This is a genomic window from Umezawaea sp. NPDC059074 (assembly GCF_042738955.1).
Taxonomy (GTDB): Bacteria; Actinomycetota; Actinomycetes; order Mycobacteriales; family Pseudonocardiaceae; genus Umezawaea.
On record NZ_JBHYHC010000129.1, the window covers coordinates 1 to 26604 of the forward strand.

The 26604-nt window shown below is 71.1% G+C and carries 27 protein-coding genes; 11 read left to right on the forward strand and 16 right to left on the reverse strand.

Translation table 11 applies throughout. From position 1 onward, the window contains the following. Positions 1-197: 197 nt before the first annotated feature. From ACFWW9_RS37190 to ACFWW9_RS37205, 4 genes are all read right to left on the reverse strand, one after another. Positions 198-866 (reverse strand): GNAT family N-acetyltransferase, encoded by a 669-nt coding sequence (locus ACFWW9_RS37190; protein ID WP_390387076.1) that lies wholly within the window; start codon positions 864-866, stop codon positions 198-200. Next, positions 863-2209: an NtaA/DmoA family FMN-dependent monooxygenase gene (locus ACFWW9_RS37195; RefSeq protein ID WP_390387078.1), complete on the reverse strand. Its 1347-nt coding sequence runs from the start codon at positions 2207-2209 to the stop codon at positions 863-865. The genes ACFWW9_RS37190 and ACFWW9_RS37195 overlap by 4 nt, the downstream gene beginning before the upstream one ends. A gap of 14 nt (positions 2210-2223) precedes the next feature. Next, positions 2224-3384 carry an LLM class flavin-dependent oxidoreductase gene (locus ACFWW9_RS37200; protein WP_390387079.1) on the reverse strand — a complete coding sequence of 387 codons (1161 nt, stop codon included), beginning with the start codon at positions 3382-3384 and terminating at the stop codon, positions 2224-2226. Between the two features lie 111 nt (positions 3385-3495). Beyond that, entirely contained in the window at positions 3496-3903 is a 408-nt protein-coding gene (locus tag ACFWW9_RS37205) for an SRPBCC family protein (RefSeq protein WP_390387114.1), read from the reverse strand. A 23-nt stretch (positions 3904-3926) separates the two neighbouring features. Between ACFWW9_RS37205 and ACFWW9_RS37210 the strand changes: the two genes are divergently transcribed. Then, positions 3927-4457 carry a tetratricopeptide repeat protein gene (locus ACFWW9_RS37210; protein ID WP_390387080.1) on the forward strand — a complete coding sequence of 177 codons (531 nt, stop codon included), beginning with the start codon at positions 3927-3929 and terminating at the stop codon, positions 4455-4457. Here ACFWW9_RS37210 and ACFWW9_RS37215 read toward each other — a convergent pair. After that, complete coding sequence (locus ACFWW9_RS37215; protein WP_390387081.1) at positions 4411-5616, reverse strand: RNA polymerase sigma factor; 1206 nt, start codon at positions 5614-5616, stop codon at positions 4411-4413. The genes ACFWW9_RS37210 and ACFWW9_RS37215 overlap by 47 nt on opposite strands. Further along, positions 5613-5984: a YciI family protein gene (locus tag ACFWW9_RS37220; protein WP_390387083.1), complete on the reverse strand. Its 372-nt coding sequence runs from the start codon at positions 5982-5984 to the stop codon at positions 5613-5615. The genes ACFWW9_RS37215 and ACFWW9_RS37220 overlap by 4 nt, the downstream gene beginning before the upstream one ends. Before the next feature lie 109 nt (positions 5985-6093). Here ACFWW9_RS37220 and ACFWW9_RS37225 point away from each other — a divergent pair, with 109 nt between their 5' ends. Next, positions 6094-6522 carry a YybH family protein gene (locus ACFWW9_RS37225; RefSeq protein ID WP_390387085.1) on the forward strand — a complete coding sequence of 143 codons (429 nt, stop codon included), beginning with the start codon at positions 6094-6096 and terminating at the stop codon, positions 6520-6522. A 43-nt stretch (positions 6523-6565) separates the two neighbouring features. Here the strand turns inward: ACFWW9_RS37225 and ACFWW9_RS37230 are convergent, their stop codons facing one another. Genes ACFWW9_RS37230 through ACFWW9_RS37240 form a run of 3 tightly spaced genes read right to left on the reverse strand, consistent with a single transcriptional unit; the run spans position 6566 to position 9368 of the window. Further along, a complete protein-coding gene (locus ACFWW9_RS37230; protein WP_390387087.1) occupies positions 6566-7330 on the reverse strand; it encodes an ATP-binding cassette domain-containing protein in 765 nt (254 codons plus the stop codon). Next, entirely contained in the window at positions 7327-8361 is a 1035-nt protein-coding gene (locus tag ACFWW9_RS37235) for an ABC transporter permease (RefSeq protein ID WP_390387088.1), read from the reverse strand. The genes ACFWW9_RS37230 and ACFWW9_RS37235 overlap by 4 nt, the downstream gene beginning before the upstream one ends. After that, the gene (locus ACFWW9_RS37240) at positions 8334-9368 is read right to left on the reverse strand and encodes a sugar ABC transporter substrate-binding protein (protein WP_390387089.1); all 1035 of its coding nucleotides are present in this window, start codon (positions 9366-9368) and stop codon (positions 8334-8336) included. Before ACFWW9_RS37240 ends, ACFWW9_RS37235 begins: the two co-directional genes overlap by 28 nt. A gap of 254 nt (positions 9369-9622) precedes the next feature. Here ACFWW9_RS37240 and ACFWW9_RS37245 point away from each other — a divergent pair, with 254 nt between their 5' ends. After that, positions 9623-11551: a GH32 C-terminal domain-containing protein gene (locus ACFWW9_RS37245; RefSeq protein ID WP_390387091.1), complete on the forward strand. Its 1929-nt coding sequence runs from the start codon at positions 9623-9625 to the stop codon at positions 11549-11551. 2 nt (positions 11552-11553) lie between these two features. Here the strand turns inward: ACFWW9_RS37245 and ACFWW9_RS37250 are convergent, their stop codons facing one another. Beyond that, the gene (locus ACFWW9_RS37250; RefSeq protein ID WP_390387093.1) at positions 11554-12399 is read right to left on the reverse strand and encodes an oxygenase MpaB family protein; all 846 of its coding nucleotides are present in this window, start codon (positions 12397-12399) and stop codon (positions 11554-11556) included. Between the two features lie 46 nt (positions 12400-12445). Then, on the reverse strand, positions 12446-13693 hold the full coding sequence (locus ACFWW9_RS37255; RefSeq protein ID WP_390387095.1) for an SLC13 family permease: 1248 nt from the start codon (positions 13691-13693) through the stop codon (positions 12446-12448). Positions 13694-13860: 167 nt separating this feature from the next. On the opposite strand from ACFWW9_RS37255, the gene ACFWW9_RS37260 reads away from it, so the two are divergent. Beyond that, positions 13861-15111: a cation:proton antiporter gene (locus ACFWW9_RS37260; RefSeq protein WP_390387096.1), complete on the forward strand. Its 1251-nt coding sequence runs from the start codon at positions 13861-13863 to the stop codon at positions 15109-15111. Here the strand turns inward: ACFWW9_RS37260 and ACFWW9_RS37265 are convergent. After that, complete coding sequence (locus tag ACFWW9_RS37265; protein ID WP_390387097.1) at positions 15098-16078, reverse strand: GlxA family transcriptional regulator; 981 nt, start codon at positions 16076-16078, stop codon at positions 15098-15100. The two genes, ACFWW9_RS37260 and ACFWW9_RS37265, sit on opposite strands and share 14 nt — an antisense overlap. Positions 16079-16137: 59 nt before the next feature. Here ACFWW9_RS37265 and ACFWW9_RS37270 point away from each other — a divergent pair, with 59 nt between their 5' ends. The 3 genes from ACFWW9_RS37270 to ACFWW9_RS37280 all read left to right on the forward strand — a co-directional run bounded on the left by ACFWW9_RS37270 (position 16138) and on the right by ACFWW9_RS37280 (position 19286). Continuing rightward, the gene (locus ACFWW9_RS37270; protein ID WP_390387099.1) at positions 16138-16773 is read left to right on the forward strand and encodes an HD domain-containing protein; all 636 of its coding nucleotides are present in this window, start codon (positions 16138-16140) and stop codon (positions 16771-16773) included. A 110-nt stretch (positions 16774-16883) separates the two neighbouring features. Beyond that, the gene (locus tag ACFWW9_RS37275; protein ID WP_390387100.1) at positions 16884-18824 is read left to right on the forward strand and encodes a S8 family serine peptidase; all 1941 of its coding nucleotides are present in this window, start codon (positions 16884-16886) and stop codon (positions 18822-18824) included. A gap of 183 nt (positions 18825-19007) precedes the next feature. Beyond that, on the forward strand, positions 19008-19286 hold the full coding sequence (locus ACFWW9_RS37280) for an isoamylase (RefSeq protein ID WP_390387102.1): 279 nt from the start codon (positions 19008-19010) through the stop codon (positions 19284-19286). Here the strand turns inward: ACFWW9_RS37280 and ACFWW9_RS37285 are convergent. Next, positions 19283-19663, reverse strand: a complete 381-nt coding sequence (locus ACFWW9_RS37285) for an STAS domain-containing protein (RefSeq protein ID WP_390387103.1) — start codon at positions 19661-19663, stop codon at positions 19283-19285. The two genes, ACFWW9_RS37280 and ACFWW9_RS37285, sit on opposite strands and share 4 nt — an antisense overlap. A 343-nt stretch (positions 19664-20006) precedes the next feature. On the opposite strand from ACFWW9_RS37285, the gene ACFWW9_RS37290 reads away from it, so the two are divergent. Beyond that, positions 20007-20645, forward strand: coding sequence for a MerR family transcriptional regulator (locus ACFWW9_RS37290; protein ID WP_390387104.1), 639 nt, complete (start codon positions 20007-20009; stop codon positions 20643-20645). Here the strand turns inward: ACFWW9_RS37290 and ACFWW9_RS37295 are convergent, their stop codons facing one another. Continuing rightward, a complete protein-coding gene (locus ACFWW9_RS37295; protein WP_390387106.1) occupies positions 20646-21461 on the reverse strand; it encodes a pentapeptide repeat-containing protein in 816 nt (271 codons plus the stop codon). 93 nt (positions 21462-21554) lie between these two features. Next, on the reverse strand, positions 21555-22496 hold the full coding sequence (locus tag ACFWW9_RS37300) for an alpha/beta hydrolase (RefSeq protein WP_390387108.1): 942 nt from the start codon (positions 22494-22496) through the stop codon (positions 21555-21557). Between the two features lie 136 nt (positions 22497-22632). Here ACFWW9_RS37300 and ACFWW9_RS37305 point away from each other — a divergent pair, with 136 nt between their 5' ends. Further along, a complete protein-coding gene (locus ACFWW9_RS37305) occupies positions 22633-23931 on the forward strand; it encodes an NAD(P)/FAD-dependent oxidoreductase (protein WP_390387110.1) in 1299 nt (432 codons plus the stop codon). A 37-nt stretch (positions 23932-23968) separates the two neighbouring features. Further along, a complete protein-coding gene (locus tag ACFWW9_RS37310) occupies positions 23969-25045 on the forward strand; it encodes a M20 family metallopeptidase (RefSeq protein ID WP_390387115.1) in 1077 nt (358 codons plus the stop codon). Between the two features lies 1 nt (position 25046). Here ACFWW9_RS37310 and ACFWW9_RS37315 read toward each other — a convergent pair whose 3' ends face one another. Further along, positions 25047-25511, reverse strand: a complete 465-nt coding sequence (locus ACFWW9_RS37315; RefSeq protein WP_390387111.1) for a MarR family winged helix-turn-helix transcriptional regulator — start codon at positions 25509-25511, stop codon at positions 25047-25049. A gap of 72 nt (positions 25512-25583) precedes the next feature. On the opposite strand from ACFWW9_RS37315, the gene ACFWW9_RS37320 reads away from it, so the two are divergent. Next, on the forward strand, positions 25584-26561 hold the full coding sequence (locus tag ACFWW9_RS37320) for an amidohydrolase family protein (RefSeq protein WP_390387112.1): 978 nt from the start codon (positions 25584-25586) through the stop codon (positions 26559-26561). Positions 26562-26604 lie beyond the last annotated feature (43 nt).

Consider the following 26604-nt stretch of genomic DNA (forward strand, 5'->3'; position numbering starts at 1 on the left):
GCCTTGACAAGACAAAACGGGTGCGAAGGCGCTTCGGATCGGGGTGCAGGGAGGGGAGTGATCAGGCCGTCTGGTCCAGTTGCGTGCGGGGGCGGGTATTCAAGCCAAAGCCAAAGCCAAGATCAAGACTGGAGCCAAGCGAGGGCCCGGCCAGCCAGTCAAGAGGCTCCAGTCCCAACCAGCGCCGGGAACACGAGTCAGATCGGGGTGCGGGCGATGGTGAACTTTCGGTGGCCCACCAGTTCGAAGCCCAGGGATTCGTAGAGTCTGATGGCGTTGGTGTTCGTGGCTGTGGCGTGGAGGAAGGGGCGGTCGCCTCTGGTGACTATGCCGTGGGCTACTGCGCGGACTAGGCGGGTGGCCAGGCCTTTGCCTCTGTGGTTCGGGTCTGTGCAGACCGCGCTGATTTCGGTCCAGCCCGGTGGGCGTACGCGTTCGCCTGCCATGGCGATCAGGGTGCCGTTGTCGTGGATGCCCAGGTAGGTGCCCATTTCGATGGTGCGGTTGCGGAACGGGCCCGGTTCGGTGCGGGCTACCAGGTCAAGCATTTCCGGGACGTCGGCTGGGCCGAGTACGCGTGCCTGGGGGTCGGGGGTGGTGTCGAGGGAGACGGCCACCAGTTGTACGCCCTCGCCGACCCACTCGATTTCCCAGTCTGGTGGTGGGTCGGAGATGGAGACCTGTTGGCCTGGGCCTACCAGGGCGGCCAGGTCGCGCCAGGCCTCGGCGTCGCGTTCTCCTTGCAGGGTCGTGAAACCGGCTACCTCGGGGTGGTAGCGGATGGCTTTGCCTTTGGATTCGGACAGGTGGGCGTGGGCTCCTAGGAGGGAGGCCAGGACTGGGTCTGATGGGGGTCTGTCGGTCATGGGAGGTCCGCCAAGCCGAGGTGGGAGCGCAGGGTGGTGCCCTCGTAGTCGGTGCGGAAGACGCCGCGTTCCTGGAGGAGTGGCACGACCTTGTCGGCGAATTCGTCCAAGCCGCCCGGTGTGATGTGGGGGACCAGGATGACGCCGTCGCTGGCGTTCTCCTGGACGGCGTGGTTGATCGCCTCGGCGACGGTTTCCGGGGAGCCGATGAAGGTCTGCTTGCCCGACACGTGGATGGCTAGGTCGCGAATGGACAGTCCTTTCGCTTCCGCCAGTTCACGCCACTGCTTGGCGACGGCCAACGGGTCGCGGTGCATGCGGACGCTGGCCCTGCCCTTCACGACGGTGTTCTCGCCCGCGATCGGGTCCACGTCCGGGAGGGGGCCGTCGGGGTCGTAGGAGGAGAGGTCGCGGTTCCAGACCTCCTCCAGTTGCCTGATGGCGGTGGGGCCGCTGGTCTGCTGGCGGCGCACCTCCGCGGCGATGTCCTGCGCCTCGGCGTCGGTGTCGCCGAGCACGAACGTCGCCGCGGGCAGCACCAGCAGGTCCTCGTGCTTGCGGCCGTACTTGGCCAGGCGGTCCTTGACGTCGGTGTAGAACGCCTTGCCCGCCTCGATCTCGCTGTGCCTGCTGAAGATCGCGTCGGCCGTGGCGGCGGCGAACTCGCGGCCGCCGTCGGAGTCGCCCGCCTGGAAGATCACCGGACGGCCCTGCGGGCTGCGGGGCACGCCGAAGCGGCCCGCGATGTCGAAGTGGTCGTCGCGGTGGCTGAACGTGCCCGCGGTCGGGTCGCTGAGGAAGCGGCCGGACTCCTTGTCCGCCACGACCTCGTCGCCGCGCCACGAGTCGAACAGCTCCCACGCCGTCCGCATGAACCGGTCGGCGCGGTCGTAGCGCTGGTCGGCCGGGAGGAAGCCGCCGCGGCGGAAGTTCTCGCCGGTGAACGCGTCCCACGACGTGACGACGTTCCACGCCGCGCGCCCGTCGGACAGGTGGTCCAGCGTGGCGAACTGGCGGGCCACCTCGTAGGGCTCGTTGAACGTGGAGTTGATCGTGCCCGCCAGGCCGAGGCGGTCGGTGACGGCGGCCAGCGCAGCCAGCACGGTGAACGTGTCGGGCCTGCCGACGACGTCCAGGTCGTGGATCTGGCCCGCGTACTCCCGCAGCCGCAGGCCCTCGGCGAGGAACAGGAAGTCGAACTTGGCCCGCTCGGCGGTCTTCGCGAGGTGCTCGAACGAGCTGAAGTCGATGTGGCTGCCCGACCGCGGGTCGCTCCACACGGTGGTGTTGTTCACGCCGGGGAAGTGCACGGCGAGGTGGACCTGCTTGCGCGGCTCGGTCATCGTCATCCTCGATCTCAGGCCGGGGCGTAGCGGTTGGCGGGGCGGGCCAGGCCGAGCAGCCCGCGCAGGGTGTCGGCCTCGTACTCCGTGCGGAACGCGCCGCGGCGCTGGAGTTCCGGCACCAGCGCCCTGGTGATCGCTTCCAGGTCGTGCGGCACGGCTCCGGGGCGCAGCCGGAACCCGGACAGGCCCGCTTCGCGCCACGCGAGGAGCAGGTCGGCCAGTTCGCCCGCGGTGCCGGTGAACACCAGCGCGTCGGACGTGAACTCCCGGCCGTCCAAGGAGTCCAGCCTTTCCTTGCGGGACGCGGCCGCGCCCGGCACGTCGTCCAGGAACACCACCAGCTCGCCGAAGGCGTGCGGCACACCGGACACCTCGCCGAGGATGCGGTGCACGTCGCCGGTGTCGAACGGGGTCACGTGCACCACGTCCGCGGCGCGCACCGCGAACCGGTACGCGAGGTCGTTGTGCGCCAAGGCGCTCACGATCGGCTGGCCCTGCGGCGGGCGCTGCGTGATGGACGGGCCGCGCACCGAGAACCAGCGGCCCTCGAAGTCGATCCGGTGCAGCTTGTCCCGGTCCACGAAGCGGCCGGTCGCGGCGTCGCGGATCTCGGCGTCGTCCTCCCAGCTGTCCCACAGCCGCCGGACGACCTCGACGTAGTCGGCTGCCTCGTCGAACAGGTCCGCCAACCGGGGGTCCGCGGGGTCGTACCCCTGGAGCACCGGCACGTCGCGGCGGCCGAAGTGCTTCGCGTCGGAGGCCCTCGCCGTGATGACCGGGCGGAAGCCCGCGCGGCCGAGGCTCGCGTGGTCGACGGTCGCGATGGCCTTGGACAGGTGGAACGGCTCGGTGTGGGTGACGATCGCGGTCGGCACCAGGCCGATCCGGGTGGTCACGGGGGCGACGCGGGCGGCGATCAGCACCGCGTCGAGCCTGCCCCTGACCTGGTCGACCCGGTCGTCGTGGCCGTCGAGCAGCGTCGACTGCGGGCCGAGCGAGTCCTCGATCGTCACGAAGTCGAGCAGGCCGCGTTCCGCCTCCTGGACCAGGTCGAGCCAGTAGCGGCCGGAGAACAGCTCACGCGGCCTCGCGTCGGCCTCGCGCCACGCGGCGGGGTGCCAGCCCGCGCCGTCCAACGCGACCGCGAGGTGCAGTGGTGACGTGCCAGCCATGCCGACCCTCTTCTCACCCGAACTTCCTGTCCCCACCAGAGTTACAGCGCGAACGGGGGTCGCGCCGCAGCGTCCGGGATGCGGGACGGTCGGGTGAACGATCTGGTCCGGTCAGGCTTTTCGTGCTAGCGCCGCCGCCATGACCTCGGAGCCGCGGGCCACGCGCAGGCGGACCTCGGGCGCGGCGGTGTCCGGGAGCAGGTCGGTGGTCCACACGACCCGGCTGCGGTCCGGGCCGTCGGCGAACACCTGGAACGCCGCGTGGTGGTGCTCCAGCGCGGGCCTGCCGCCGTCCACGACGGCGTACGCGAGCCGCCGGGCCTCGTCGTCCACGCCGACGACCAGCTCGTGGACGACCCAGCCGTCGGCCATGGTCAGGTAGCGGTGGTGGCCGTCGAGGCGGGTCGCCGTGACGTAACCGGGGATGAGGCGCTCGTGCACGGCGCCGACGTCGCGCAGGCCGGCCCAGACGTGCTCGGGCGGGGCCTCGACGGTGAAGGATTGGCTGATGGTGGCTATGGGGCCAGCTTACGATCACCCGCATGGACGAAGAGGACTGGGGACGGCGGCTCCTGCTGCTGTGGGACTCGCTGGACGAGCGGTCCGAGGACGACTTCCTGGCCGCGATGGCCGAGCTGGTCTCGGAGCGGCCCGCGGACGACCCGGTCGGGCTGTTCGAGCAGGGGGCCGCGTTCGACTCGACCGGCCACCCCGAGCAGGCGGTCGAGCACTACCGGGCGGCGCTCGCCAGCGGCCTGACCGGGCTGCGGCGTCGGCGAGCGGTGATCCAGCTGGCCAGCTCGTTGCGGAACCTGGGGCAGGCCGAGGTGAGCGTCGAGCTGCTGACGGCCGAGCTGGACGAGGACTTCGACGAGCTGGGGGACGAGCTGCGGGCGTTCCTCGCGCTGGCGCTGACCAGCGTCGGGCGTGAGCGGGAGGCGGTCGTGCTGGCGTTGACCGCGCTGGCCCCGCACCTGACCAGGTACAACCGGTCGCTGGCCGCGTACGCGCAGGACCTGGCGGAGGTCAACCGCGGGCTCTTGCCTCCAGGTACCGCCGCTCCGGCAGGCTGAGGGTGGTCCTGGCGGCCGTGAGGTAGTGCTCCCTGGCGGCCTCGTGGTCGCCCGCCAGGTCCAGCAGGTGGGCGCGGACGGCGTGCACGCGGTGGTGGCCCGCCAGTGCGGGGTCCGCCTCGGCCGCCGCCAGGTGCGCCAACGCGGGCAGCGGGCCGTGGACCATGGCGTGGGCGACGATCCGGTTGAGGGTCACCATCGGGCCGGGCGCGGTGGCGTTGAGCAGCTCGTACAGGCCCAGGATCTGCGTCCAGTCGGTGTCCTCCGCCCGCGCCGCCTCGTCGTGCACGGCCGCGATCGCCGCTTGCAGCTGGTACGGGCCGATGGCCGTGGTCGCCAGCGCGTCCGTCACGAGGGCCACGCCCTCCGCGATGGCGACGGCGTCCCACGTGCCGCGGTCCTGCTCCGCGAGCGGGACCAGGCTGCCGTCGGCGAGCGTCCGCGCGGGCCTGCGGGCGTCGGTGAGCAGCATCAGCGCCAGCAGCCCGGTGACCTCGCCGTCGGCGGGGAGGCGGTCGTGGAGCTGCCTGGTCAGCCGGATCGCCTCGGACGTGAGGTCGACGCGGTTGAGGGACGTGCCGGAACTGGCCGTGTACCCCTCGTTGAAGATCAGGTAGAGCACCTGGAGCACCGCCGCCACCCGGTCGGGGAACTCCTCGGGCGGCGGCAGGCGGAACTCGGCCCCGTCCGCCTTGACGCGCTGCTTGGCGCGGCTGATGCGCTGGCCCACGGTCGACTCCGGCACGAGGAGCGCGCGGGCGATCTCCGCGGTCGCCAGGCCGCCCACCGCGCGCAGCGTCAGCGCCACCTGCGACACCCGCGTCAACGACGGGTGGCAGCACAGCAGCAGGAGTGTGAGCGTGTCGTCCACCGCGGGCGTCGGATCGGGCTCCGGCAGGGCCAGGGCGGCGACGGTCTCCTCGCGCTTCCGGCGGGCCGAGTCGGAGCGCCACAGCTCGGTCCGCCGCCGGGACGCCACGGTGATCAGCCACGCCCGCGGGTTGTCCGGAACGCCCTCGGAAGGCCATTGCAGGGCCGCCGCCAGCAGGGCCTCCTGGACGGCGTCCTCGCAGGTGTCGAACCCGCCGTAGCGGCGGACCAGCGCCCCGAGGACCTGCGGCGCGAGGTCGCGCAGCAGGTCCTCGAACGGCGTCCTCACAGGTCCCAGGCGGTCATGTCGAGCACCGGCCGCACCTCGACCGCGCCGTAGGCGGCGTCCGGCGCCTTGGCGGCGATCTCGACGGCCCGCTCGTAGCTGTCGACGTCGACCAGGTAGAAGCCCGCGAGGTGCTCCTTGACCTCGGCGAACGGTCCGTCGCTGGTCAGGACCTTGCCGTCGCGCACGGACACCATCTTGCCGAGCGCCGGGTCGACCAGCCCCTCGGACACGATCAGCTCACCGGACTCGGCCAGTTCCGCGGACAGCTCCATGTGGCCCTTGCCGAACGCGTAGCGCTGCTCGTCGGACAGCGTCTCCCAGACGGCCAGCGACTTGGGGTTGCTCTGGATGAGGATCAGGTACTTCACGACTGCCTCCGCGTGGTTCGGAAAATCCCTTCACCCGACATGTCGAAGCCGGGCGGGCGGCTTCGACGTCCCCGGTGAAAAGCATCCGGAGAACCTTGAGGAGCACATCATGACCAGCGACATCGAGCAGATCCACGCCGTCGTGACCGACGTGGAGGCGGCGATGGAGACGAAGGACGTCACCCGCCTGCTGGCCCGCTACGCGGCGGACGTCGTCAAGTACGACCTGGCCCCGCCGCTGCGCCACACCGGGAACGACCCGGAGGGGCTCGCGCGGTGGTTCGCGGGGTTCGACGGCCCGGTGTACTACAAGGTGACCGACCTGGAGATCACCGCGGGCGAGGACGTGGCGTTCTGCCACGGGCTCAACCGGATGTCGTCGACGCCGACCGGGTCGCCGGAGGGGTTCACCCTGTGGTTCCGGATGACCGCGGGCCTGCGCAAGGAGAACGGCACGTGGCTCATCACGCACGAGCACACGTCCACGCCGTTCCACATGGACGGCTCGTTCCTGGCGGCCACGGACCTCACGCCGTGACCCGGAGCGCGGCGGCGGTCCGACGGCCGCCGCCGCGCCGGGGCTACTCCGGTGGTTCCATCGCGCCGGTCATGATGGCCACGGCGTCGGACATGGAGATCGACTTCGGGTCCACGACGGCTCGGCGGCGGCCGAGGCGCTGGATGTGGACGCGGTCGGCGACCTCGAAGACGTGCGGCATGTTGTGGCTGATCAGGATGACCGGCAGGCCGCGGTCGCGGACCTGGAGGATCAGGTCCAGCACCGCCCTGGACTCGCGGACGCCCAGCGCGGCGGTGGGTTCGTCCATGATCACGACCCGGCTGCCGAACGCCGCCGCGCGGGCGACGGCCACGGCCTGGCGCTGGCCGCCGGACAGGGTTTCCACCGCTTGGCCGGGGTTCTGGATGGTCATGATGCCGAGCGCGTCCAGCTGGCGCTTGGCCTCCTCGCGCATGCCGGTGCGGTCGAGCATCCGGAACACCGAGCCGAGGACGCCCTTGCGGCGCAGTTCCCGGCCCAGGTAGAGGTTCGCGGCGATGTCGAGCGACGGGGCCACGGCGAGGCTCTGGTGGACGGTCTCGATGCCCGCCTCCCGCGCGTCGACCGGGGTGGCGAACGACATCGGCCTGCCGTCCAACCGGATCTCGCCCTCGTCCGGCACGACCGCGCCGCACAACGCCTTGATGAGACTGGACTTGCCCGCGCCGTTGTCGCCGATGACGGCGAGGATCTCACCGGGCAGCAGGTCGAGATCCGCACCAGCCAACGCCGTGACCCGCCCGTACCGCTTGACCAGGCCCCTGGCCTCCAGGATCGGCTCGGTCATGGCTTCACCTTCCGGATCCACTGGTCGATCGAGACGGCGGCGATGATCAGGACGCCGACGGCGAACGTCTGCCACAGGACGTCCACGCCCGCCAGCGCGAGGCCGTTGCGGAAGACGCCGACGATGAGCGCGCCGATCAGCGAGCCGACGATCGCGCCGCGGCCGCCGAACAGGCTGGTGCCGCCGATGACGACCGCGGTGATGGAGTCGAGGTTCTCGAACTGGCCCGCCTGCGGGCTGGCGGAGGCGATGCGGCCGATCAGGATCCACGCCGCCAGCGCGTAGACCGCGCCCGCGGTGGCGTACACGCTGAGCAGCACGCGGGCTGTGCGGATGCCGGACAGGCGGGACGCCTCCGGGTCGTCGCCGGTGGCGTAGACGTGCCTGCCCCACGAGGTGTTCTTCAGCACGAACGCCGCGGCCGCCACCAGCAGCACCATCATGATCGACCCGTAGGTCACGCGGGTGCCGCCGATCGTGAACGTCTCGCCGGTCCACAGCAGCAGCTTCGGCATGTCGCCGCCGCGGATCGTCGCGCTGCCGGAGTACCAGAGGTTGAGGGCGAAGAACACGTTGAGCGTGCCCAGCGTGACGATGAACGGCGGCAGCTTGAGCCGGGTGACGAGCACGCCGTTGAGCAGCCCGCACACCGTGCCGACGAGGAAACCCAGCAGCAGCGCCGGAAGTCCGGGCAGGCCGGTCTCGGCGGCGACCTTCGCCATCACGATCGAGGTGAGGACCATGATCGCGCCGCAGGACAGGTCGATGCCGGCGGTGAGGATGACGATGGTCTGGCCGACGGCGAGGGTGCCGACGACCGCGACCTGTTGCAGGACCAGGGAGATGTTCGCCGGTTGCAGGAACCGCTCGGACAGCAGGGCGAACACGACGACCGCGATCAGCAGGACGACCGCGGGTCCGATGGTGGCCTGCGAGTGCAGCAGGTGCTGCAACCGCGACAGCGGGGAGCGCGACCGGTGCTCGTCGAGGGCGGTCACCGCGCTCAGCCCCAGCAGTTCTGCAGGCCCCACGCGGAGTCCTTCGACTCCACGCCGGACGCGGGCTGGTCGGTGATCAGCGTGACGCCGGTGTCGACGAACGCCTTGCCCGCGGTGTTGGACGGCTTGGTGCCGTCCTTGGCGAACTTCGCGACCGCCTCCACGCCCATCTGCGCCATCTTCAACGGGTACTGCTGGGAGGTGGCGCCGATGATCCCGTCCTTGACGTTGCCCACGCCGGGGCAGCCGCCGTCGACGGACACGATGACGACGTCCTTCTCCTTGCCCGCGGCCTTCAACGCCTCGTACGCGCCCGCCGCCGCGGGCTCGTTGATCGTGTAGACGAGGGTGATGCCGGAGTCCTTCTGGAGCAGGTTCTCCATCGCGGTCCGGCCGCCCTCCGGCGCGCCGTCGGTCACGTCGTGGCCGACGATCCGCGGGTCGGACTCGTCGCCGATGCGGCTCTTGTCCTTCACGTCGACGCCGAAGCCCTCCAGGAAGCCCTGGTCCCGTTGCACGTCGACGGAGACCTGGTTCGGGCTCAGGTCCAGCAGCGCGATCTTGGCCTGCTTGCCCGACTTCTCGAACGTCGCCTTGGCCCACTTCCCGATCAGCAGGCCCGCCTGGTAGTTGTCGGTGGCGAACGTGGCGTCGGCCGCGTCCGCGGGCTCCAGCTGGGTGTCCAGCGCGATGACCAGCAGACCGGCCTGCCGGGCCTTGTCCACCGATGGCACGATGCCCTTGGAGTCGTTGGGGGTGATGAGGATACCCTTGGCGCCCGCGCCGATCAGGTTCTCGATCGCGTCGACCTGGGTCTGGTTGTCGCCGTCCTGCTTGCCCGCGAACGACTGGAGCTTCGCGCCCGTCGTCCCCGCCGCCTGCTGGGCGCCTTCCTTCATCTTGACGAAGAACGGGTTGGTGTCGGTCTTGGTGACCAGCCCCACCAGCACCTCGCCGCCGCCGGTCGAGGACCCCCCTCCGCACCCCGCCAGCAGGAGCAGAGCCACCACTGCCGCGGACGCCCGCACGCTCTTGGTCATGTTCGCCTCCCGATCGTTGTCGACCGCACCGTCGATGAATGGGCTAACCAGGCGTATTCGAGTCGACCTCGATGTTTCGCGCATCCGAGACTTCGTGACAAGCGCCGCTTTTTAACAGAGTCAATTCGGCTGTTCGGCGGTACGGAAGGTATTCGCGCGTCAATTGCGGACAGGATCCGGCCAATGCCTTGCCCGGCTTCACCGGGGAGCGGTAGCAAGGCAGGACGTCCAGCAACGGCGCAGGAGGTCGGCACATGTTCGCTGTTCAGCGTATCTTGGCGGCCGCCGCGGTGCTGGCGCTCGTCGCCGTTTCCGCCGGGTCCGCTGCCGCCGCCCCGGTCCAATCAGAATTCCCGTACCCGCCGACGACCTACAGCGAACCCTATCGCGGGCAATTCCACTTCAGCTCGCAGTCGGGGTGGATGAACGACCCCAACGGGCTGCTCTACTACAAGGGCGTCTACCACTTCTTCTACCAGCACAACCCGCACGGCCTGGAATGGGACACCATGCACTGGGGCCACGCGACGAGCACCGACCTGGTGCACTGGACGCAGAAGCCGATCGCGCTGGAACCGGGCATCCACCCCGGCGACCTGTGGTCCGGCGCGGGCGTCGTGGACACCGCGAACACCTCGGGCCTGCGCTCCGGTTCAGAGGACCCGCTGGTCGTGTTCTCCGGCACCAACGGCGTGACGATGTTCTTCAGCACCGACGCCGGCCGGACGTTCCAGACGTACAACGGCGGCACGCCGGTCGTGCGGATGCCGGGCACGAGCCGGGACGCGAAGGTCCTCTGGGACGCGGCGCGCGGCCGGTGGACCATGGTCGTCTGGTCGGACGAGGGCGGCAACGGCGTCAACGTCTACAGCTCGCCGAACCTGCGCGACTGGACGTTCCGCAGCCGGTTCGCCGCGGGCTGGCTGTTCGAGTGCCCGGACTTCGTGCCGCTGCCGGTCGACGGCGACGCGAACCGGGTGAGGTGGGTGCTCAGCGACGCGAGCGGGGAGTACGTCGTCGGCGACTTCGACGGCTCGACGTTCCGCACCGACTGGACGGGCCCGCAGCGGATGGACTACGGCCGCAACGACCCGAACGGCTCGTACTACGCGGCGCAGGTGTTCTCCAACACCCCGCAGGTCGTCCAGATGGCGTGGATGCCGGGCAACCGCGGTGCGACGTGGACCGGCAACGCCACTTTCCCCGTGACACTGGGACTTCGCGGCACGCCCGCCGGTCCGCGCATCACCCGCACCCCCGTGTCGGCGATCGAGAAGCTGCGCTACCGCACCACGTCCTTCCGCGACCGCGCCCTGACCCCGGCGTCCGCCGCGCAACTCCTGCGAGACCAGTCGGTCGAGACCTACGAGGTCCAGGCCGAGTTCGAGGTCACGGCGGCCACCGGCCGGGTCGGGTTCCGGCTCGACACCCGCCCGGACGGGACGGCCGGTGCCGAGGTCGTCTACGACGTGCGCGCCGGGACGCTCATGGGCGTTCCCCTGCCGCCGGTGGGGAACCGGGTGAAGGTGCGGCTGCTGGTCGACCGCGCGCAGCTGGAGGTCTTCGGCAACGACGGACTGTTCTCCCGCAGCGACAACGTCCAGTTCGACCAGCGGTCCGACAGCCGCGGCCTCTCGCTGTTCAGCGACGGCGACGTGAAGCTGGTGTCGTTGGACCTGCACGAGCTCGCGCCGTCGTGGGGGCTGGGCGAGTCGGTCCTCCAGCACAACCTGCCGGGCCAGTGGCGGGCCGCGAGCGGCCTGTGGACCGACGTCACCGAGGGCAAGCAGGGCACGGCGAAGGGCGACGCGTTCTACGTCAGCGACCACACCGGCGCGGACTTCACCTACGAGGGCGATGTCCGGCTGGTGAACGGCACCGCCGCGGGCATCACGTTCCGCGCGGACCAGCAGGGCGCCGGGTACACCGCGAACGTCGACGCCGGGGCGGGCGTGGTGAAGCTCTGGCGGCCGGGGAGGGACATCGCGACCTTCGCGCTGCCCGTCGCGCGCGGGACGACCTACCACCTGAAGGTCGTGACCAAGGGCACGAACATCAAGGTGTACCTGGACAACCGGGCCGCGCCGGTGATCGACGCGACCGACGACCAGTACCCGAGCGGGCGGTTCGGCCTCAACGTGTACGCGGCCACGGCCCAGTTCCAGAACGTCCGCCTGAGCTGACGTCAGGCGGTCAGCGTCCACCGGATGCCGCGGACCAGGCCGTGGCCCGCGGCCCGGATCGCGGTCGCCTCGGCCAGCGGCAGGTACGGCAGCCGGAGGGGGAGCCGCGCCCACGGCGGGAGCATGGCGACGGCGCTCGCCGCCAGCACGGCGTACGGCGGGCGGGCGGCCCAGGGGAGCGGGGCCTTGAGGACGAGGAACTTGGCCGCCTCACGGGCTTCGGCGGTGCCGTGGAGTTCCGGGCGGTACTCGGCGAGCCGCGCCGCCAGGTCGGCCGTGGTCCGGGGCGGGTCGGGCACGCCCAACGCCTCGGCGACACGGGCGGTGTCGGCCACGTAGCCGTCGCACCCCTCCTGGTCCAACGGCCTGGCCCCGTAGGTCTGGTGCGCCAGCAGGAAGCTGTCCACCTCGGCGAGGTGCACCCATGTGAGCAGGTGGGGGTCGTCCGCGCGGTACGGGCGGCCGTCCGGCGCGGTGCCGTGGACACGGCGGTGGATGCCGCGGACCTGGTCGACGGCGCGCCGCGCGTCGACCTCGGCCCCGAACGTCGTCATGGCCAGGAACGCGCTGGTGCGCTGGAGCCGTCCCCACGGGTCGCCGCGGTAGTCGGAGTGGCCCGCGACCCCCGCCATGGCGAGCGGGTGCAGCGACTGGAGCAGCAGCGCGCGCAGACCGCCGACGAACATGGAGGCGTCGCCGTGGACCCGCCGGATCGGCCGGTCCTCGGCGAACCACCGGGGGCCGGGGGTGTCGTGCACCCTCGCTCGGGTCTCCGCCCCGTTCGGGCCCGCCACCTTGGCGAAGAGGTTCGTGGCCAGCCTGGTGCGCAGCGAGTGGGGGAACGCCATGCCCCCATCGTGCGCCCGCCGCGCCAAGACCACCTGACGGGCGGCGTCAGCCGAAGTTCGGCACGACGAACAGCAGCCACACCACCAGCGGGGCGACCGCGACGACGATGCCGCCGTAGACGAGGAGCTGGGTGAAGAACCGGTCGCGGTCGACGTCCTTCGCGTTGGCGAGCACCAGCGCGCCGTTGGTGGAGAACGGGCTCACGTCCACGACCGTCGCCGAGATCGCCACCGCGGCGATCATCCCGATCGGCCCGACCGTGCCCAGCGCGAGGAACGGCACGGCCAGCGGGATGAGTGCGCCCATCAGGCCGACCGACGAGGCGAACGCGGACACGATCCCGCCGATGTAGCAGAGCAGCAGCGCCGCGAGGACCGGCACGCCGACGCCCGTGACCGCGTTGCCGACGAAGTCGATCGTGCCCATCGCCTGGAGGACGGCGACGTAGGTCAGGACGCCGCAGATCAGCAGCACGGTGGGCCAGGTGATCTCGCCGACGGCCTGGCGGCTGCTCGCGGGCCACACGAGGCTCAGCACGGCCGCGAGCGTCAACGCGGTCAGGCCGACGTCCAGGTCGAACACCAGCGTGCCGACGACCAGCGCCACCAGGCCGCCCAGCGTCGCGATCTTGGGCGCGTCGAGCTTCGGCGACTCCTCGTCGTCCTCCTCGGGAGCGACCTCGGCGTTCCGCGCGAGCTTGCGGCCGCCGAGGACCAGGAACAGCACCACCGCGATGGCCAGGTTCACGCCGAGGCTGGCCAGGAACAGGAACAGCGGGCTGCCGGGGAGGTTGTTGCGCTCGACCAGTCCGTTGACGATGGAGCCGTAGACGCTGATCGGCGAGAACCCGCCCGCCTGCGCGCCGTGGACCACCAGCGCGCCCATGAGCAGCGGGTTGATGCCGTAGCGGGCGGCGAACCCGAGGGCGATCGGGGCGACGATGGCCACCGCCGCCGGGCTGACCGCGCCGATCGAGGTCAGCACGCCCGTGACCACGAACATCACCCACGGGATCAGCGCGATCCGGCCGCCGACCGCGCGGACCGCCGCCGACACCAGCCAGTCGGTCGTGCCGTTGGCCCTGGCCAGCGCGAACAGGTACGTCACACCGACCAGGACGACGAAGATGTCGCCGGGGAACTTGGTGAAGATGGCCTTGGCGTCCAGGCCCCCGGCCAGGGTGCCGACGAGGAACGCGCCCGCGAACGCCAGCGCGCCCATGTTGGTCGATCGGGTGGTCGCCAGCACGAAGATGAGCGCCAGCACGACGATGGAGATGATCTGCGCCGTCATCGGAGTCCCCTCGACAGAACCGAACGCGCGGATCACTCACCTTCCGGGCGCGCGTCGAACCGTGTCAACCGAAACGGCCAGTTGCGACAAATCTGTCCACGTAGGACGTTTGACAGTCATCCGTTCGGGTTAACCACAGCAGGACTTGACCGACCGGAAGGGGCCTAGTGGCAGGCGCGGGTCCCGTTGTCTTCGCCGCGGCGGGAGTGGCGACGCTCGCCGCCGCCCTGCTGCCGCGGGTGCTCAGCAGAGCGCCGATCTCCATGCCGATGGTGTTCCTCGCCGCGGGCGCGCTCACGTTCACCGTCGTCGAGCCGCTGCCCGACCCGAACCCGGTCACCCACAGCTCGATCGTGCTCCGGCTCACCGAGCTGTGCGTGATCATCTCGTTGATGGGCGCGGGACTCGCGCTCAACCGGCCCGTCGGGTGGCGGCGCTGGTCGACCACGTGGCGGCTGCTCGGCATCACGATGCCGTTGTCGATGCTCGCCGTCGCGCTGCTCGGGTGGACGGTCCTCGGGTTCGGCGCGGCGGGCGCGGTGCTGCTGGCCGCCGCCCTCGCGCCCACGGACCCCGTGCTGGCGACCGAGGTGCAGGTCGCGGAACCCGTGGAGGATCCCGAGGACGACAGCGACGACGAGGCCCGGTTCGCGTTGACGTCGGAGGCAGGGCTCAACGACGGCCTGGCGTTCCCGTTCACCTACCTGGCCATCGCGCTGGCCACGACCCCCGGCGACTGGCTGCCGCACTGGCTCGCGGTGGACGTCGTGTGGCGCCTGGCCGCGGGCCTGCTCGTCGGGCTCGGCGCGGGGTGGTTGCTGCGCAAGCTGTTCTTCAACGCCCCGTCGAAGACGTTCCGGCTGGCCCACCACGCCGAGGGTTTCGTCGCGCTGGCCGCCACGTTCCTCGCCTACGGCGTCGCCGAACTGGCGCACGGGTACGGGTTCGTCGCGGTGTTCGTCTGCGCCTGCACGATCCGCGCGGGCGAACGCACGAGCGGCTACCACCGCGTGCTGCACCAGTACGTGGAGCAGGTCGAGCGGCTGCTGACGGTGTTGATCATCTTCTTGCTCGGCGGCGCCGTCGCGACCGGCCTGTTCGCGGGCGTGCAGTGGCGGGAGGTCGTGGTGGCGCTGCTGGTCCTGCTCGTCGTCCGCCCGTTCGCAGGCCTCATCGGCCTGGCCCGCGGCCGGACCGGGCCGCGCGAACGGGTGGTGGTGTCGTTCTTCGGCGTGCGCGGCGTCGGCTCGGTGTTCTACGTGGCGTACGCGCTGGAGGCAGGCCACTTCCTGGAGGCGGGCGCGGTGTGGCGGGTCGTCGGACTGGCCGTGGTCGGCTCGATCGTCCTGCACGGCATCACAGCCACCCCGGTCATGCGCTTCCTCGACCGCAAGCGCGAAGTCCTCACGTCACCGTGATGGCGTTGCCCCCGAAACGATCCCGGTACGCCGTCGGGGAGACGCCCAGGTGGCGCAGGAACACCCGGCGCAGTGTCTCGTCGCTGCCCAGGCCGCTGCGGGCCGCCGCCGAGGCGACCGTGTGGCCCGCGACGAGGAACGCCTGCGCCGCCTCCAGTCGGACCAGTTCCACGTGCCGCGCGGGCGTGGTGTCGAGTTCGTCGCGGAACAGCCTGGTCAGGTGGCGGGTGCTGGTGCCCGCGACGGCGGCTAGCGCGGCCGCGGAGTGATCCGCCGCCGGGTCGGCCGCGACCCGGTCCAGCACCGCGCGCAGCGGGTGGCCGTGGGGGCGGGTCGTGCGCGACGGCACGGAGAACTGCGACTGGCCGCCCGGCCGTTGCATGAACACCACCAGGGAGCGGGCCACGTCACGGGCGTGCTCGGCGCCGTGGTCCTGCTCCACCAGTGCGAGCGACAGGTCGATGCCCGCGCTCACCCCGGCCGAGCTGAACACGTCGCCGTCGCGCACGTAGAGCGCGTCCGGCTCGACCGCGATGCGCGGGTACCGGTGCGCCAGCGTCGTGGTGTGCCGCCAGTGCGTCACCGCCCGCCTGCCGTCGAGCAGGCCGGCCTCGGCGAGCACGAACGCGCCGGTGCACACGGAGGCGACGCGGCGGGCGGACGGGGCGAGGACCGCCACCGCGGCCAGGACGTCCGGCGGGGTGGGCGTGGCGGGGAAGTCGTCCGACCCCGGCACGAGCAACGTGTCCACCGGCCCGACCTCGTCCGCGCGGGCGTCCACCGCCAGCCGGACGCCGGTCGACGTGCGCACGCCCGCGCCGTCGGGGGAGCACAGCACGACGGCGTACCGGCCGGAGTCGCCGAACACCTCGGACGGGCCCGCGACGTCGAGCAGCTTCACGCCGTCGAAGACGAGCAGCGCGACGCGGATGTCCTGATCTGTGGTTCGGATGGCTGTTCGGGACATGGTCGCCCCAGCGTACGTCGGAGCACCGTGGAGGCACACACCACGACGGCAGGAGCACCATGGACCGCATCGCAGGCATCGCCATCCCGGACACGCGGCTCGTCGCCGAGGCGACCGACCTCGTCCACGACGCCGCGAGCCCGCTGATCTACCACCACTCGCGGCGCGTGTTCCTCTTCGGTTCCCTTCAGGGGCAACGACTCGGGCTCACCGCCGACCCGGAACTGCTGTACGTCGGCGCGCTGTTCCACGACCTCGGGCTCACCGAGGAGTACCGGAGGACCGACCAGCGGTTCGAGGTCGACGGCGCGGACGAGGCCCGCCGTTTCCTTGTCTCACATGGTGTTCCGGCCGAGAAGGCGCACCTGGCTTGGGAGGCGGTGGCGTTGCACACCACGCCGGGGATCCCGTGGCACATGGCCCCCGAGGTCGCGCTGGTGACGGCGGGCGTGGAGACCGACGTCCTGGGCATCGGCTACAGCCTCCTCGACCGCGCCCTGATCGACGAAGTCGTTGCGGCGCACCCGCGTCCGGACTTCAAGCGGCGCATCCTGGCCGCGTTCACCGACGGGATCAAGGACCGGCCCGACACGACGTTCGGCAACGTCAAGGCCGACGTGCTCGCGCACTTCGTGCCCGGCTTCACCCGCGGCGACTTCGTGGACACGATCCTGGACTCCGACTGGCCGGAGTAGGCACCCGTCGATCGGCGGATGACCACCCTGAACTTCGTCCGATACGTTCGGTTCACGTGCCCTGGTCCACCCTCCGGTCAGGGCAACCCCTGCCGTACTGGAGGTTGTTCATGCTGCGCAAAAAACGCGGCCTGCTCGCGGGTGCGTTCTTCGCGGTGCTGCTCGTGGCCGCCGGTGGGGTGACCGGGGCGCAGTCCGCTCCGGCCTCCGCCGACGGCGGTCCCCAGTTCATCCGGTTGGCCAGTCGCACCTTCGACCCGCTCGCCGAGCGGAGCAAGGTCGCGGTCGTCGGCAACGGCGCGTACCTGGTGCAGTTCAAGGGAAGTCTCACCGACGGGCAGCGCAGGCAGTTGCGCGCGCTGGGCGCGCGGGTCGGCACGTACGTGCCCGATCTCGCCTACGTGGTGCGGATGAGCGCCGCGACGCGCAAGCAGGTCGAGCGCTTGTCGTTCGTGCGGGCGTTGGCGGACTTCCGGGCGAGCGACAAGGTGGACGTGACGACGGCCGCCGTCGGGCGCTACCTCGTCACGTTGACCGAGCAGGACGTCAAGGACCAGCGCGCGGTCGCGGAGCGGATCACCGCGCTCGGCGGCTCCGTCGAGGACGTCTCGGTCAGCGGCCAGCACCTCACGGCGGTGCTCGGCGCGAACCAGGTCGCCGCGGTCGCCGGCCTGCCCGAGGTGATCGCGGTCGGGGCGGAGTCCGCACCCGAGACCGACATGGCGATCGCGCGGGAAACCAGTGGCGCCAACGCGATCCAGGCCGCGGGCGGGTACACCGGCCGCGGCGTGCGGGGCGAGGTGATGGACGGCGGGCTGCGCACGACGCACCAGGAGTTCGCCGCCCGTCCGCCGGTCGCGCACGGCTCGAACTCCACGGACACCAGCCACGGAACCTCGACGTACGGCGAAATTTTCGCCTCCGGCGTCAGCTCCGCGCACCGCGGGATGCTGCCCGACGCGCAGGGCATCTTCGCCACGTACACCGGCAAGGACCGCTACGCGCACACCAAGGAACTCGTCGACCCGGCCGGGCCGTACCGGGCGGTGTTCCAGAGCAACAGCTGGGGCGACGCGCTCACCACGTCGTACACGTCGATCTCCGCGCAGATGGACAAGATCGTGTTCGACCACGACCTGCTGATCTGCCAGTCCCAGAGCAACGCGGGCACCCGCAGCTCCCGGCCGCAGGCGTGGGCGAAGAACGTGCTGTCGGTGGGCGGCCAGTACCACTTCAACACCGCCGACCGCTCCGACGACAAGTGGAACGGCGGGGCCAGCATCGGACCCGCCGCGGACGGCCGGATCAAGCCGGACATCTCCAACTACTACGACCGCATCGACACGACCTCGTCGACCAGCAACACCTCGTACACCACGTCGTTCGGCGGCACGAGCGGCGCGACGCCGATCACCTGCGGCAACGCGGGACTGCTGTTCCAGATGTGGGCCGACGGCGTGTTCTCCGGCGGTCCGGGCAAGGCCGGTGACGTGTTCGCGTCCCGCCCGCACGCGGCCACGGCCAAGGCGCTGCTGGTGAACACCGCCAACCAGTACGCGTTCACCGGCACCGCGCACGACATGACCCGCACCCACCAGGGCTGGGGCTCGGCGAGCGTCGGCAACCTGTACGACCGGGCGAAGGCCGCGGGGTGGAAGCTGCCGGTGCTGGTCGACGAGACCGACCTGCTGACCACCGGCGCGACCAAGCGGTACGCGGTGACGGCCGACGGCACGAAGCCGTTGCGCGCCACGCTCGCCTACACCGACCCGGCGGGCACGCCGGGCGCCGCGAAGGCCGGGGTCAACGACCTCACGCTGAAGCTCACCGCCCCCGACGGCACGGTGTACTTCGGCAACAACGGCCTGTCCACCGGCGTGTGGTCGACGCCCGGCGGGGTCGCGAACACGGTCGACAACGTGGAGAACGTGTTCGTGGACAAGGCCGCCGCGGGCACGTGGACGGTCGAGGTGATCGCGACGCAGGTCAACGTCGACGGCCACGTCGAGACGGCCGCCACGGACGCGGACTACGCGCTGGTCGTGGACTAGCCCTCTCCTCGAACTCCCCGTCGCGGTCCGCCGCGGCGGGGAGTTCCGCGTGGGTGACCGGTCGGGTGATGCTCGCGGAGCCGGGCGTGAGGGGCCGGTCCCACGTCCGGGTGAGCCGTGTGGCGGGGTCCGGTGGGCCGGGGCAGGGTGGTCGGTGACTTCGAAACGGGAGGAAACCGCTGCATGATCCGCGTCAAGCCCTCGGCGGGCGGCCAGGTCAACGTCACGTTCGTGCTGTCCGATCCGCCTCCGGGGCACACCAGCGTCGTGGGGTGCTTCAACGACTGGACTCCCGGCAGGCACCGGCTGGTCAAGCGCTCCAACGGCACGTGGTCCACCGCGGTCCGGGTCGACTCGGGAGCGACGTTGTGCTTCCGCTACCTCGCCAGTGACGGCGTGTGGTTCGACGACCACGAGACCGAGCTGGTCCGCGACGAGCGGGGTCAGCTGATCTCGGTCTAGCTCGCGCCCCGGTGGTCCCCGGCCGCGCGCAGGGCGCGCTCGGGGATCGCCGAGGTCGCCGTGAAGTCCATCGCCACCTCGGCCGCCAGCGCCAGGAACACCGACCGGTGCAGCTCCCAGTGGTCGACCATCCCGCACGCCGTGAGCACCTTCAGCACGGCGGGGGAGCACACCAGTCGCAGCGGCACGTCGGTCGGCAGCGCGTCGATCCCGGCCGCCGAGAAGAACGTGACCCCGCTCAGGTCGACCACCACGCTGTCGAACCAGAACCGCGCGTGGGCGATCCGGTCGGCCAGCAGCCGGGCCGACGCCGGGTCCACCTCCCCGCGCACCTCGACGACCCCGGCGTGCGCGGGCGGGGACGGCAGAACGGTCACCGACAATCCGCGGAAAGGCGGAACGGGCGGTGTCGAGGGCCCGGTGTTCCCGGACGCGATTTTCAAGGCCATGTGCGTGCCAACTCGCCGTTCCGCCGCCGTGTTCCCGAATGAGACGACGTGTTTTCAACCTGAACACGAGTCCTACTTAATCGTTCCGTTATTCGGGGAACAATGCCGTTCCCGGTCACTCGACGGTCAGTCGCGAGGTGTACCGCGCATTCCCGCCCGGAATGCGTCATCGCCTATCGATTCGTTCGGGGGAACGGGCGGGGAGGCCTATTCGCGGTCGGCGATACACTGGTCACGGGTGTGGACGGACGAAGGAGGGCCCCGGATGCGCATGGCCGAACTGAGCGCCGAGTCGGGCGTTCCAGTCGCGACCATCAAGTACTACCTGCGCGAGGGCCTCGTGCCCGCCGGTGAGCTCACCAGCCCCAACCAGGCCCAGTACCAGGCGCGACACCTCCAGCGGCTCAAGCTCGTGCGCGCGCTGCTCGACGTCGGCGGGCTCTCCATCGTCGACGTCCGCGACGTCGTCAACGCCATCGACGACCGCGCTTCGACGCACGACCTCCTGCGCGTGGCCCAGCACGGCCTGGTCGTGCGGAAGAACGAGGTCGACGACGAGAGCCGGGCGTGGGCCATGGCGCTCATCAACGAGGTGGCGGAAGAACGCCAGTGGGACCTCGGCCCGGACGACGTGTACGCGAAATCACTCGTGAGCCTGCTCTGCACGTTCCGGGATCTCGGTCACGACGGCCTCCTCGAAATTTTCCCCCACTACGCCGAAATAGCCGACGCGATCGCGAAGGTCGATCTCGCGGCCATCGGCGACCTGCCGACCCCGGAACTCGTGGTGGAAAGCGCGATCGTCGGCACGGTGCTCGGCGACGCGATGTTCATCGCGCTGCGCCGCATCGCCCAGCGGCACGCCTCGCGCAAGGTGTTCGGCCAGGCCGACCCGCTGCGGTCCGCCTGATCACCAGTGCGATGGCCTGCTCAACGCGGCGGGCAGCCTCGTCCGCGCGTCGCCCTTGGCGGCGTTGAGCTGGGCCTGGGTGAGGAAGAGGCTCTCGGTGAGGTCCGCTCCGCGCAGGTCGGCGTCGCGGAAGTCGGCTCCGATCAGGTCCGCCAGCCGCAGGTCCGCGCCGTGGAGGTCCGCGCCGATCAGGTAGGCCCCGCGCAGGTTCGCCCCGCGCAGGTCGACGCCCGCCAGCTTCGCGCCGATGAGGTCCGCGCCCCGGCGGAACCGCTTGTTCTTCTGCTTCGGCGCGCCCGCGCGGGCCAGTTCGCTGGCGCGCAGCAGCAGCGCGTTCACGCCCTCGCGGTGGCCCGCCACGTCCAGCGCCCCGAAGGCGTCGGGGCCCGTGCGGGTCATCCGCTCGGTCTCCTCCAGCGCCGCGAGCAGGTCGGCGCGGATCGGCTTCGCGGCCCGCAGCGCCACGGCCTCGGTGAGGTAGAAGAGGAGTTCGTGCAACTGCCGCATCACCGGGAACACGGCGAACATCCGCTTCGCGGTGTCGGTGGAGTCCCGCCAGCTCTCGCCGCCGAACGTGACCTGCGACGTCTTCTGGCCCGCGCCGAAGCAGTCGAACACCGTGCAGCCGGTGAACCCCTTGGCGCGCAACGCCGGGTGGATGCCGCACCGGTGGTCGGCCAGCAGGTTGCGGCACGGCTCGCCCGCGTCCTTGTCGACCGCGAAGTCGGCCGACTTCGCGAACGCCAGCGCCACGCAGCAGAGGCCGAAGCAGTTCGAGCAGTCGGCGCGCAGGTCGGAGGGGGCGTTCGCGGACAACGGTGCTGGTCTCCCGATGACGGTTCGGCGGAACGTCCAGGGTAGGCGACCGGTGGGACCGCCCGGCCGAGGGCCGGGCGGTCGTCCCGCGGGTTAGAGCGCGGCCTGGAGGAACGCGATCGCCTGGGCGATGGCGGCCCGCGCGGCGTGCGTCTCGCTCAACGCGTTCAGCATGACGAAGTCGTGGATGATCCCCTGGTAGCGGGCCGCGGTGACCGGGACGCCCGCTTCGCGCAGCTTGTTCGCGTAGGCCTCGCCCTCGTCGCGCAGCACGTCGGCCTCACCGGTGATGACGAGTGCCTGCGGCAAGCCCTTGAGCTGGTCGGTGGTGGCGCGCAGCGGGGACGCGGTGATCTCGGCGCGCTGGGCGGGGTCGGTCGTGTACTGGTCCCAGAACCACTGCATCGCGTCGCGGCGCAGGAAGTAGCCCTCGGCGAACTCGTGGTAGGACGGGGTGTCGAAGGCGGCGTCGGTGACCGGGTAGAACAGCACCTGGCCGGTGAAGGCCACGTCGCCGCGCTCCTTGGCGAGCAGCGTGAGTGCGGCGGTCATGTTGCCGCCGACCGAGTCGCCCGCGATGGCGATCCGCGTGCCGTCGAGGTCCTTGTCCGCGCCGTGCGTGCCGATCCACCGCGCCACGGCGTAGTTCTCCTCGATGGCGACCGGGTAGCGCGCCTCGGGGGAGAGGCTGTACTCCGGGAACACCACGGCGGCGTTCGCGCCCACGGCGAGTTCTCGGACCAGCCGGTCGTGGGTGTGGGAGTTGCCGAACACCCAGCCCGCGCCGTGGATGTAGAGGATCACCGGCAGCGTGCCGGTGACGCCCTCGGGGCGGAAGATCCGCACCCGCACGGTGCCGGACGGGCCGCCCTCGACGGTCAGGTCCTCGATGTCGACGGCGGGCTTGGCGACCTCGCCCGCCTGCACCTCGTCCACGGCCGCGCGCCCCTGCTCGGGCGTCAGGTCGAAGAGGTACGGCGGCTTGGCGGTGGCGTCCGCGAAGTCCCGCGCTGCCTGTTCCAGAACGACGGTCATGACCGGCTCCTCGGTTCTCGGTGGGGCGAACCCGACGCGATCGACACTAGCGAGCAGAAAACTTGTGCACAAGTTAAGTGTGCACAATGTGTCTGGCGTCTCGCGGAACCTTCCCCGGTGCACCAAGGTGGGGTGCATGGCTGAGAAGACCCGCGTCGTGATCGTCGGCGGTGGGTTCGCCGGATTCCAGGCGGCCCGCTCGCTGTCCCGCACCCTGCCCAAGGACGCCCCCGTGGAGATCGTCCTGGTCAACCGCACGGACTACTTCCTCTACCTCCCCCTCCTCCCCGAGGTCGCGGCGGCCGTCGTGGACCCCCGCCGCGTCACCGTCTCCCTGCCCGCCGCGCTCCCGCGCGTGCGGCTCGCGCTCGGCGAGGTCGACGGCGTCTCGCTGGACGACCGCACGGTCACCTACACCGACCCCGAGGGCGCGTCCCACTCGTTGACCTACGACCGCCTGGTCCTCGCCGCGGGCAGCGTGAACAAGCTGCTGCCGATCCCCGGCGTCGCCGAGCACGCCCACGGCTTCCGCGGCGTGGCCGAGGCCCTCTACCTGCGCGACCACGTGATCCGCCAGGTCGAACTCGCCGCCGCCACCGACGACCCGAAAGAGCGTGACGCCCGCTGCACGTTCGTGGTCGTCGGCGCCGGCTACACCGGCACCGAGGTCGCCGCGCAGGGCCCGCTGTTCACCAAGGCCATCGCCAAGCGGCACAAGGAACTCGACGGCCAGCGGATGCGCTGGATCCTCCTCGACGTGGCGAAGAAGGTCCTCCCCGAACTCGACCCGCGCCTGTCCCGCGCCGCGGACAAGGTGCTGCGCAAGCGGGGCGTCGAGGTCGAGATGGGCAACTCCGTCCACGAGGCCACCAGCGAGGGCGTCCACCTGACGAACGGCGACTTCGTCGCCACCCGCACCCTCGCGTGGTGCGTCGGCGTCCGCCCCGACCCGCTGACCGACCTCACCGGCCTGCCCACCCAGAAGGGCAGGCTCGTCGTGGAACCCAACCTCACCGTCGCGGGCCACCCCGAGGTCTTCGCCTGCGGCGACGCGGCCGCCGTCCCCGACCTCACCCGTCCGGGCGAGGTCACCGCCATGACCGCCCAGCACGCGGCCCGCCAGGGAACGCTCGCGGGCAAGAACGTCGCGGCCTCCCTCGGCTACGGCGCGCTGCTCCGCGACTACAAGCACCACGACCTCGGCTTCGTCGTCGACCTCGGCGGCTTCGACGCCGCGGCGAACCCGCTCCACATCCCCCTGTCCGGCTTCGTCGCCAAGATCGTGACCCGCGGCTACCACCTCGTGGCCATGCCGGGCAACCGCCTCCGCACGGCGGCCGACTGGGCGTTCGACGCGGTCCTCGGCCGCCAATCCGTCCAACTCGGCCTGATCCGCTCCAACTCGGTACCCCTGGAAACGGCCAAGCCCGGCTGACGGGTCCGGCCGTAGAGTGGCCTGAGTGGACTACTTGCTGGCGGAGTTGCTGGATGACGTCGAAGCACTGGTGACCTGCGAGTCGCCGTCCGAGGACCTCGAGGCGGTGGCCGCTTCGGCCGATGTCGTCGCGCGGGTCGGGGAGAAGCGGCTCGGGGTGGAGCCGGAGCGGGTCGGGGCCGTCGATCTGCGGTGGAAGTTCGGGGACGGGCCCACCAAGGTGTTGTTGTTGTGCCACCACGACACGGTGTGGCCGCTCGGGACGTTGGCGCGGAAGCCGTTCTCGGTCGAGGACGGTGTGTTGCGCGGGCCGGGGTGTTTCGACATGAAGGCCGGGCTCGTGATGGCCCTGCACGCGGTGGCGGGGTTGGAGGACCGGTCCGGGGTGACGTTGTTGGTCACCGGGGACGAGGAGATCGGGTCGCTGAACTCCCGCGCGCTGATCGAGGAGGAGGCGCGCGGGGCACTGGCGGCGCTGGTGTTCGAGGCGTCGGCGGACGGGGGTGCGCTCAAGGTCGAGCGCAAGGGTGTGTCGTTGTACCGGGTTCGGGTCGTCGGGAAGGCCGCGCACGCCGGGTTGGAGCCGGAGCGCGGGATCAACGCCACCGTCGAACTCGCGCACCAGGTGCTCGTCGTCAACGGGTTGGGCGACCCGGCGCTCGGTACGACCGTCACGCCGACCGTGCTGTCGTCCGGCACCACGGGCAACACCGTGCCCGCCGCGGGGGAGTTCTCCGTCGACGTGCGCGCCCGCACGGTCGCCGAGCAGCTCCGGGTCGACGCGGCCCTCCACGCGTTGACGCCCGTCGTGCCCGGCGCGCGGGTCGAGGTGGTGGGGCAGCCCAACCGCCCGCCGCTCATGGCGGAGGCCTCCGCGGCGCTGTTCGAGCGCGCGGTCGCCGTGGCCGCCTCGCTCGGCCTGCCGCCGTTGGCCGGGGTCGCCGTCGGCGGCGGCTCGGACGGCAACTTCACCGCGGGCGTCGGCACCCCGACCCTCGACGGGCTGGGGGCGGTCGGCGGGGGAGCCCACGCCGAGCACGAGCACGTGCTGGTGGACGAGCTGCCGAGCCGGACCGCGCTGGTCGCGGCTCTGGTGTCGGACCTGCTGGCGTGAGCTAGCTGGTCCGGTCGATCGCGCGCGCCAGCTCGGTGAGCGCGTCGATCACGGTCGCGCGGCGCTCGGGCGGGATCTGGTCCAGTGCCGAGCGCTGCAACGTCCGCATCCGGTCGTCGGCCGCGTGCCACGCCGTGAGGCCGCGGTGGGTCAGCGTGACGAGCACGGTCCGGTCGTCGCCGCTGACCCGTTCGCGGGACACGAATCCCTTGCCCTCCAACTGCTTGAGCGCGCGGGTCGCGGTCGGCTGCGCGACCCGCGCGCGGGTCGCGAGCTTGCCGACCCCCATGGAGCCCTCTTCGGCCAACGGGGTGAGCAGGACGAGCTGCGACTCCGACAACTGGTCCGCGCCCGTCGCGGCGGCGGCGAGGCTGCTGCGGTTGCGGTGCATCAGCGAGTAGAGCCGGTTGCAGGCCCTGGTGAACTCGTCGACTTCCTCGTCGGTGAGATGAGCGGTGTCGGGCATGGGGCCAGTAAAGCATATAGCTTGCTATGTCATAGCGCGCTATTCTGAAACTCCCCGAACACTGGAGTCCAGATGACCGGAAAGATCGCGCTCGAGGAGCACTTCGGGTCCACGGAGCCCGACATCGTCGAGCAGTCGGCGACGCACTTCACCGCCGACGCCTGGCCCGCGCAACGGGCCCGCCTGCTCGACGTCCACGACCAGCGGCTGCGGATGATGGACGAGGGCGGCATCGAGCTGTCCGTGCTCTCCCTGCTCTCGCCAGGAATCCAGGCCCTGTGGGACCCGGCCGTCGCGGTCGACTGGGCCCATCGGCTCAACGACCACGCGGCCGACCAGGTGGCGCGCAGGCCGGACCGGTTCGCCGCGTTCGCCGCCCTGCCGATGCAGGACCCGGACGCCGCCATCGCCGAACTGCGCCGCTGCGTGCTCGACCTCGGGTTCAAGGGCGCGCTGGTCAACGGGTTCTCGCAGATCGGCGCGGAGGACACGGCCGTGTACCTGGACGACCCGCGCTACCGGCCGTTCTGGTCGGCGGTGCAGGACCTGGACGTGCCGCTGTACCTGCACCCGCGCGACTCGCTGCCCAGCCGCGGCGAGATCTACGAGGGCCACCCGTGGCTGCTCGGGTCCGCGTGGGGCTTCTCGGTGGAGACGGGCACGCACGCGTTGCGGCTCATGGGCAGCGGCCTGTTCGACGAGTTCCCGCGCGCGCAGGTGATCCTCGGCCACTTCGGCGAGCTGCTGCCGTTCAACATCTGGCGCACCGACCACCGGCTGGAGGTGGCGCCGCGCGGGATCCCGGCGCTCCAGCCGATGGCGCACTACCTGCGGAACAACTTCCACCTCACCACGAGCGGCAACCACCGGACCCCGGCGCTGCTCAACGCCCTGCTGGAGGTGGGCGCGGACCGGCTGATGTTCGCCACAGACTACCCGTTCGAGGCGATGCGCGACGCGACCGAGTGGTTCGACGGCCTGGAGATCAACGACGCCGACCGGGCGAAGATCTCCCACGAGAACGCGCGACGGTTGCTGAAGCTCAAGTAGCACCAACGCTTTCAGGGCCCCAGCGACTCCCGGGGGCCCTGAA

Excerpts from the sequence above, each read along its gene's own strand:
- ACFWW9_RS37265 (WP_390387097.1), bottom strand. The coding sequence starts at position 16,078 with ATGTCCCGAACAGCCATCCGAACCACAGATCAGGACATCCGCGTCGCG.
- ACFWW9_RS37210 (WP_390387080.1), top strand. The coding sequence starts at position 3,927 with ATGGACGAAGAGGACTGGGGACGGCGGCTCCTGCTGCTGTGGGACTCG.
- ACFWW9_RS37305 (WP_390387110.1), top strand. The coding sequence starts at position 22,633 with ATGGCTGAGAAGACCCGCGTCGTGATCGTCGGCGGTGGGTTCGCCGGA.
- ACFWW9_RS37190 (WP_390387076.1), bottom strand. The coding sequence starts at position 866 with ATGACCGACAGACCCCCATCAGACCCAGTCCTGGCCTCCCTCCTAGGA.
- ACFWW9_RS37270 (WP_390387099.1), top strand. The coding sequence starts at position 16,138 with ATGGACCGCATCGCAGGCATCGCCATCCCGGACACGCGGCTCGTCGCC.
- ACFWW9_RS37290 (WP_390387104.1), top strand. The coding sequence starts at position 20,007 with ATGGCCGAACTGAGCGCCGAGTCGGGCGTTCCAGTCGCGACCATCAAG.
- ACFWW9_RS37275 (WP_390387100.1), top strand. The coding sequence starts at position 16,884 with ATGCTGCGCAAAAAACGCGGCCTGCTCGCGGGTGCGTTCTTCGCGGTG.
- ACFWW9_RS37240 (WP_390387089.1), bottom strand. The coding sequence starts at position 9,368 with ATGACCAAGAGCGTGCGGGCGTCCGCGGCAGTGGTGGCTCTGCTCCTG.
- ACFWW9_RS37200 (WP_390387079.1), bottom strand. The coding sequence starts at position 3,384 with ATGGCTGGCACGTCACCACTGCACCTCGCGGTCGCGTTGGACGGCGCG.
- ACFWW9_RS37250 (WP_390387093.1), bottom strand. The coding sequence starts at position 12,399 with ATGGCGTTCCCCCACTCGCTGCGCACCAGGCTGGCCACGAACCTCTTC.
- ACFWW9_RS37195 (WP_390387078.1), bottom strand. The coding sequence starts at position 2,209 with ATGACCGAGCCGCGCAAGCAGGTCCACCTCGCCGTGCACTTCCCCGGC.
- ACFWW9_RS37255 (WP_390387095.1), bottom strand. The coding sequence starts at position 13,693 with ATGACGGCGCAGATCATCTCCATCGTCGTGCTGGCGCTCATCTTCGTG.
- ACFWW9_RS37300 (WP_390387108.1), bottom strand. The coding sequence starts at position 22,496 with ATGACCGTCGTTCTGGAACAGGCAGCGCGGGACTTCGCGGACGCCACC.
- ACFWW9_RS37225 (WP_390387085.1), top strand. The coding sequence starts at position 6,094 with ATGACCAGCGACATCGAGCAGATCCACGCCGTCGTGACCGACGTGGAG.
- ACFWW9_RS37320 (WP_390387112.1), top strand. The coding sequence starts at position 25,584 with ATGACCGGAAAGATCGCGCTCGAGGAGCACTTCGGGTCCACGGAGCCC.
- ACFWW9_RS37315 (WP_390387111.1), bottom strand. The coding sequence starts at position 25,511 with ATGCCCGACACCGCTCATCTCACCGACGAGGAAGTCGACGAGTTCACC.
- ACFWW9_RS37245 (WP_390387091.1), top strand. The coding sequence starts at position 9,623 with ATGTTCGCTGTTCAGCGTATCTTGGCGGCCGCCGCGGTGCTGGCGCTC.
- ACFWW9_RS37280 (WP_390387102.1), top strand. The coding sequence starts at position 19,008 with ATGATCCGCGTCAAGCCCTCGGCGGGCGGCCAGGTCAACGTCACGTTC.
- ACFWW9_RS37230 (WP_390387087.1), bottom strand. The coding sequence starts at position 7,330 with ATGACCGAGCCGATCCTGGAGGCCAGGGGCCTGGTCAAGCGGTACGGG.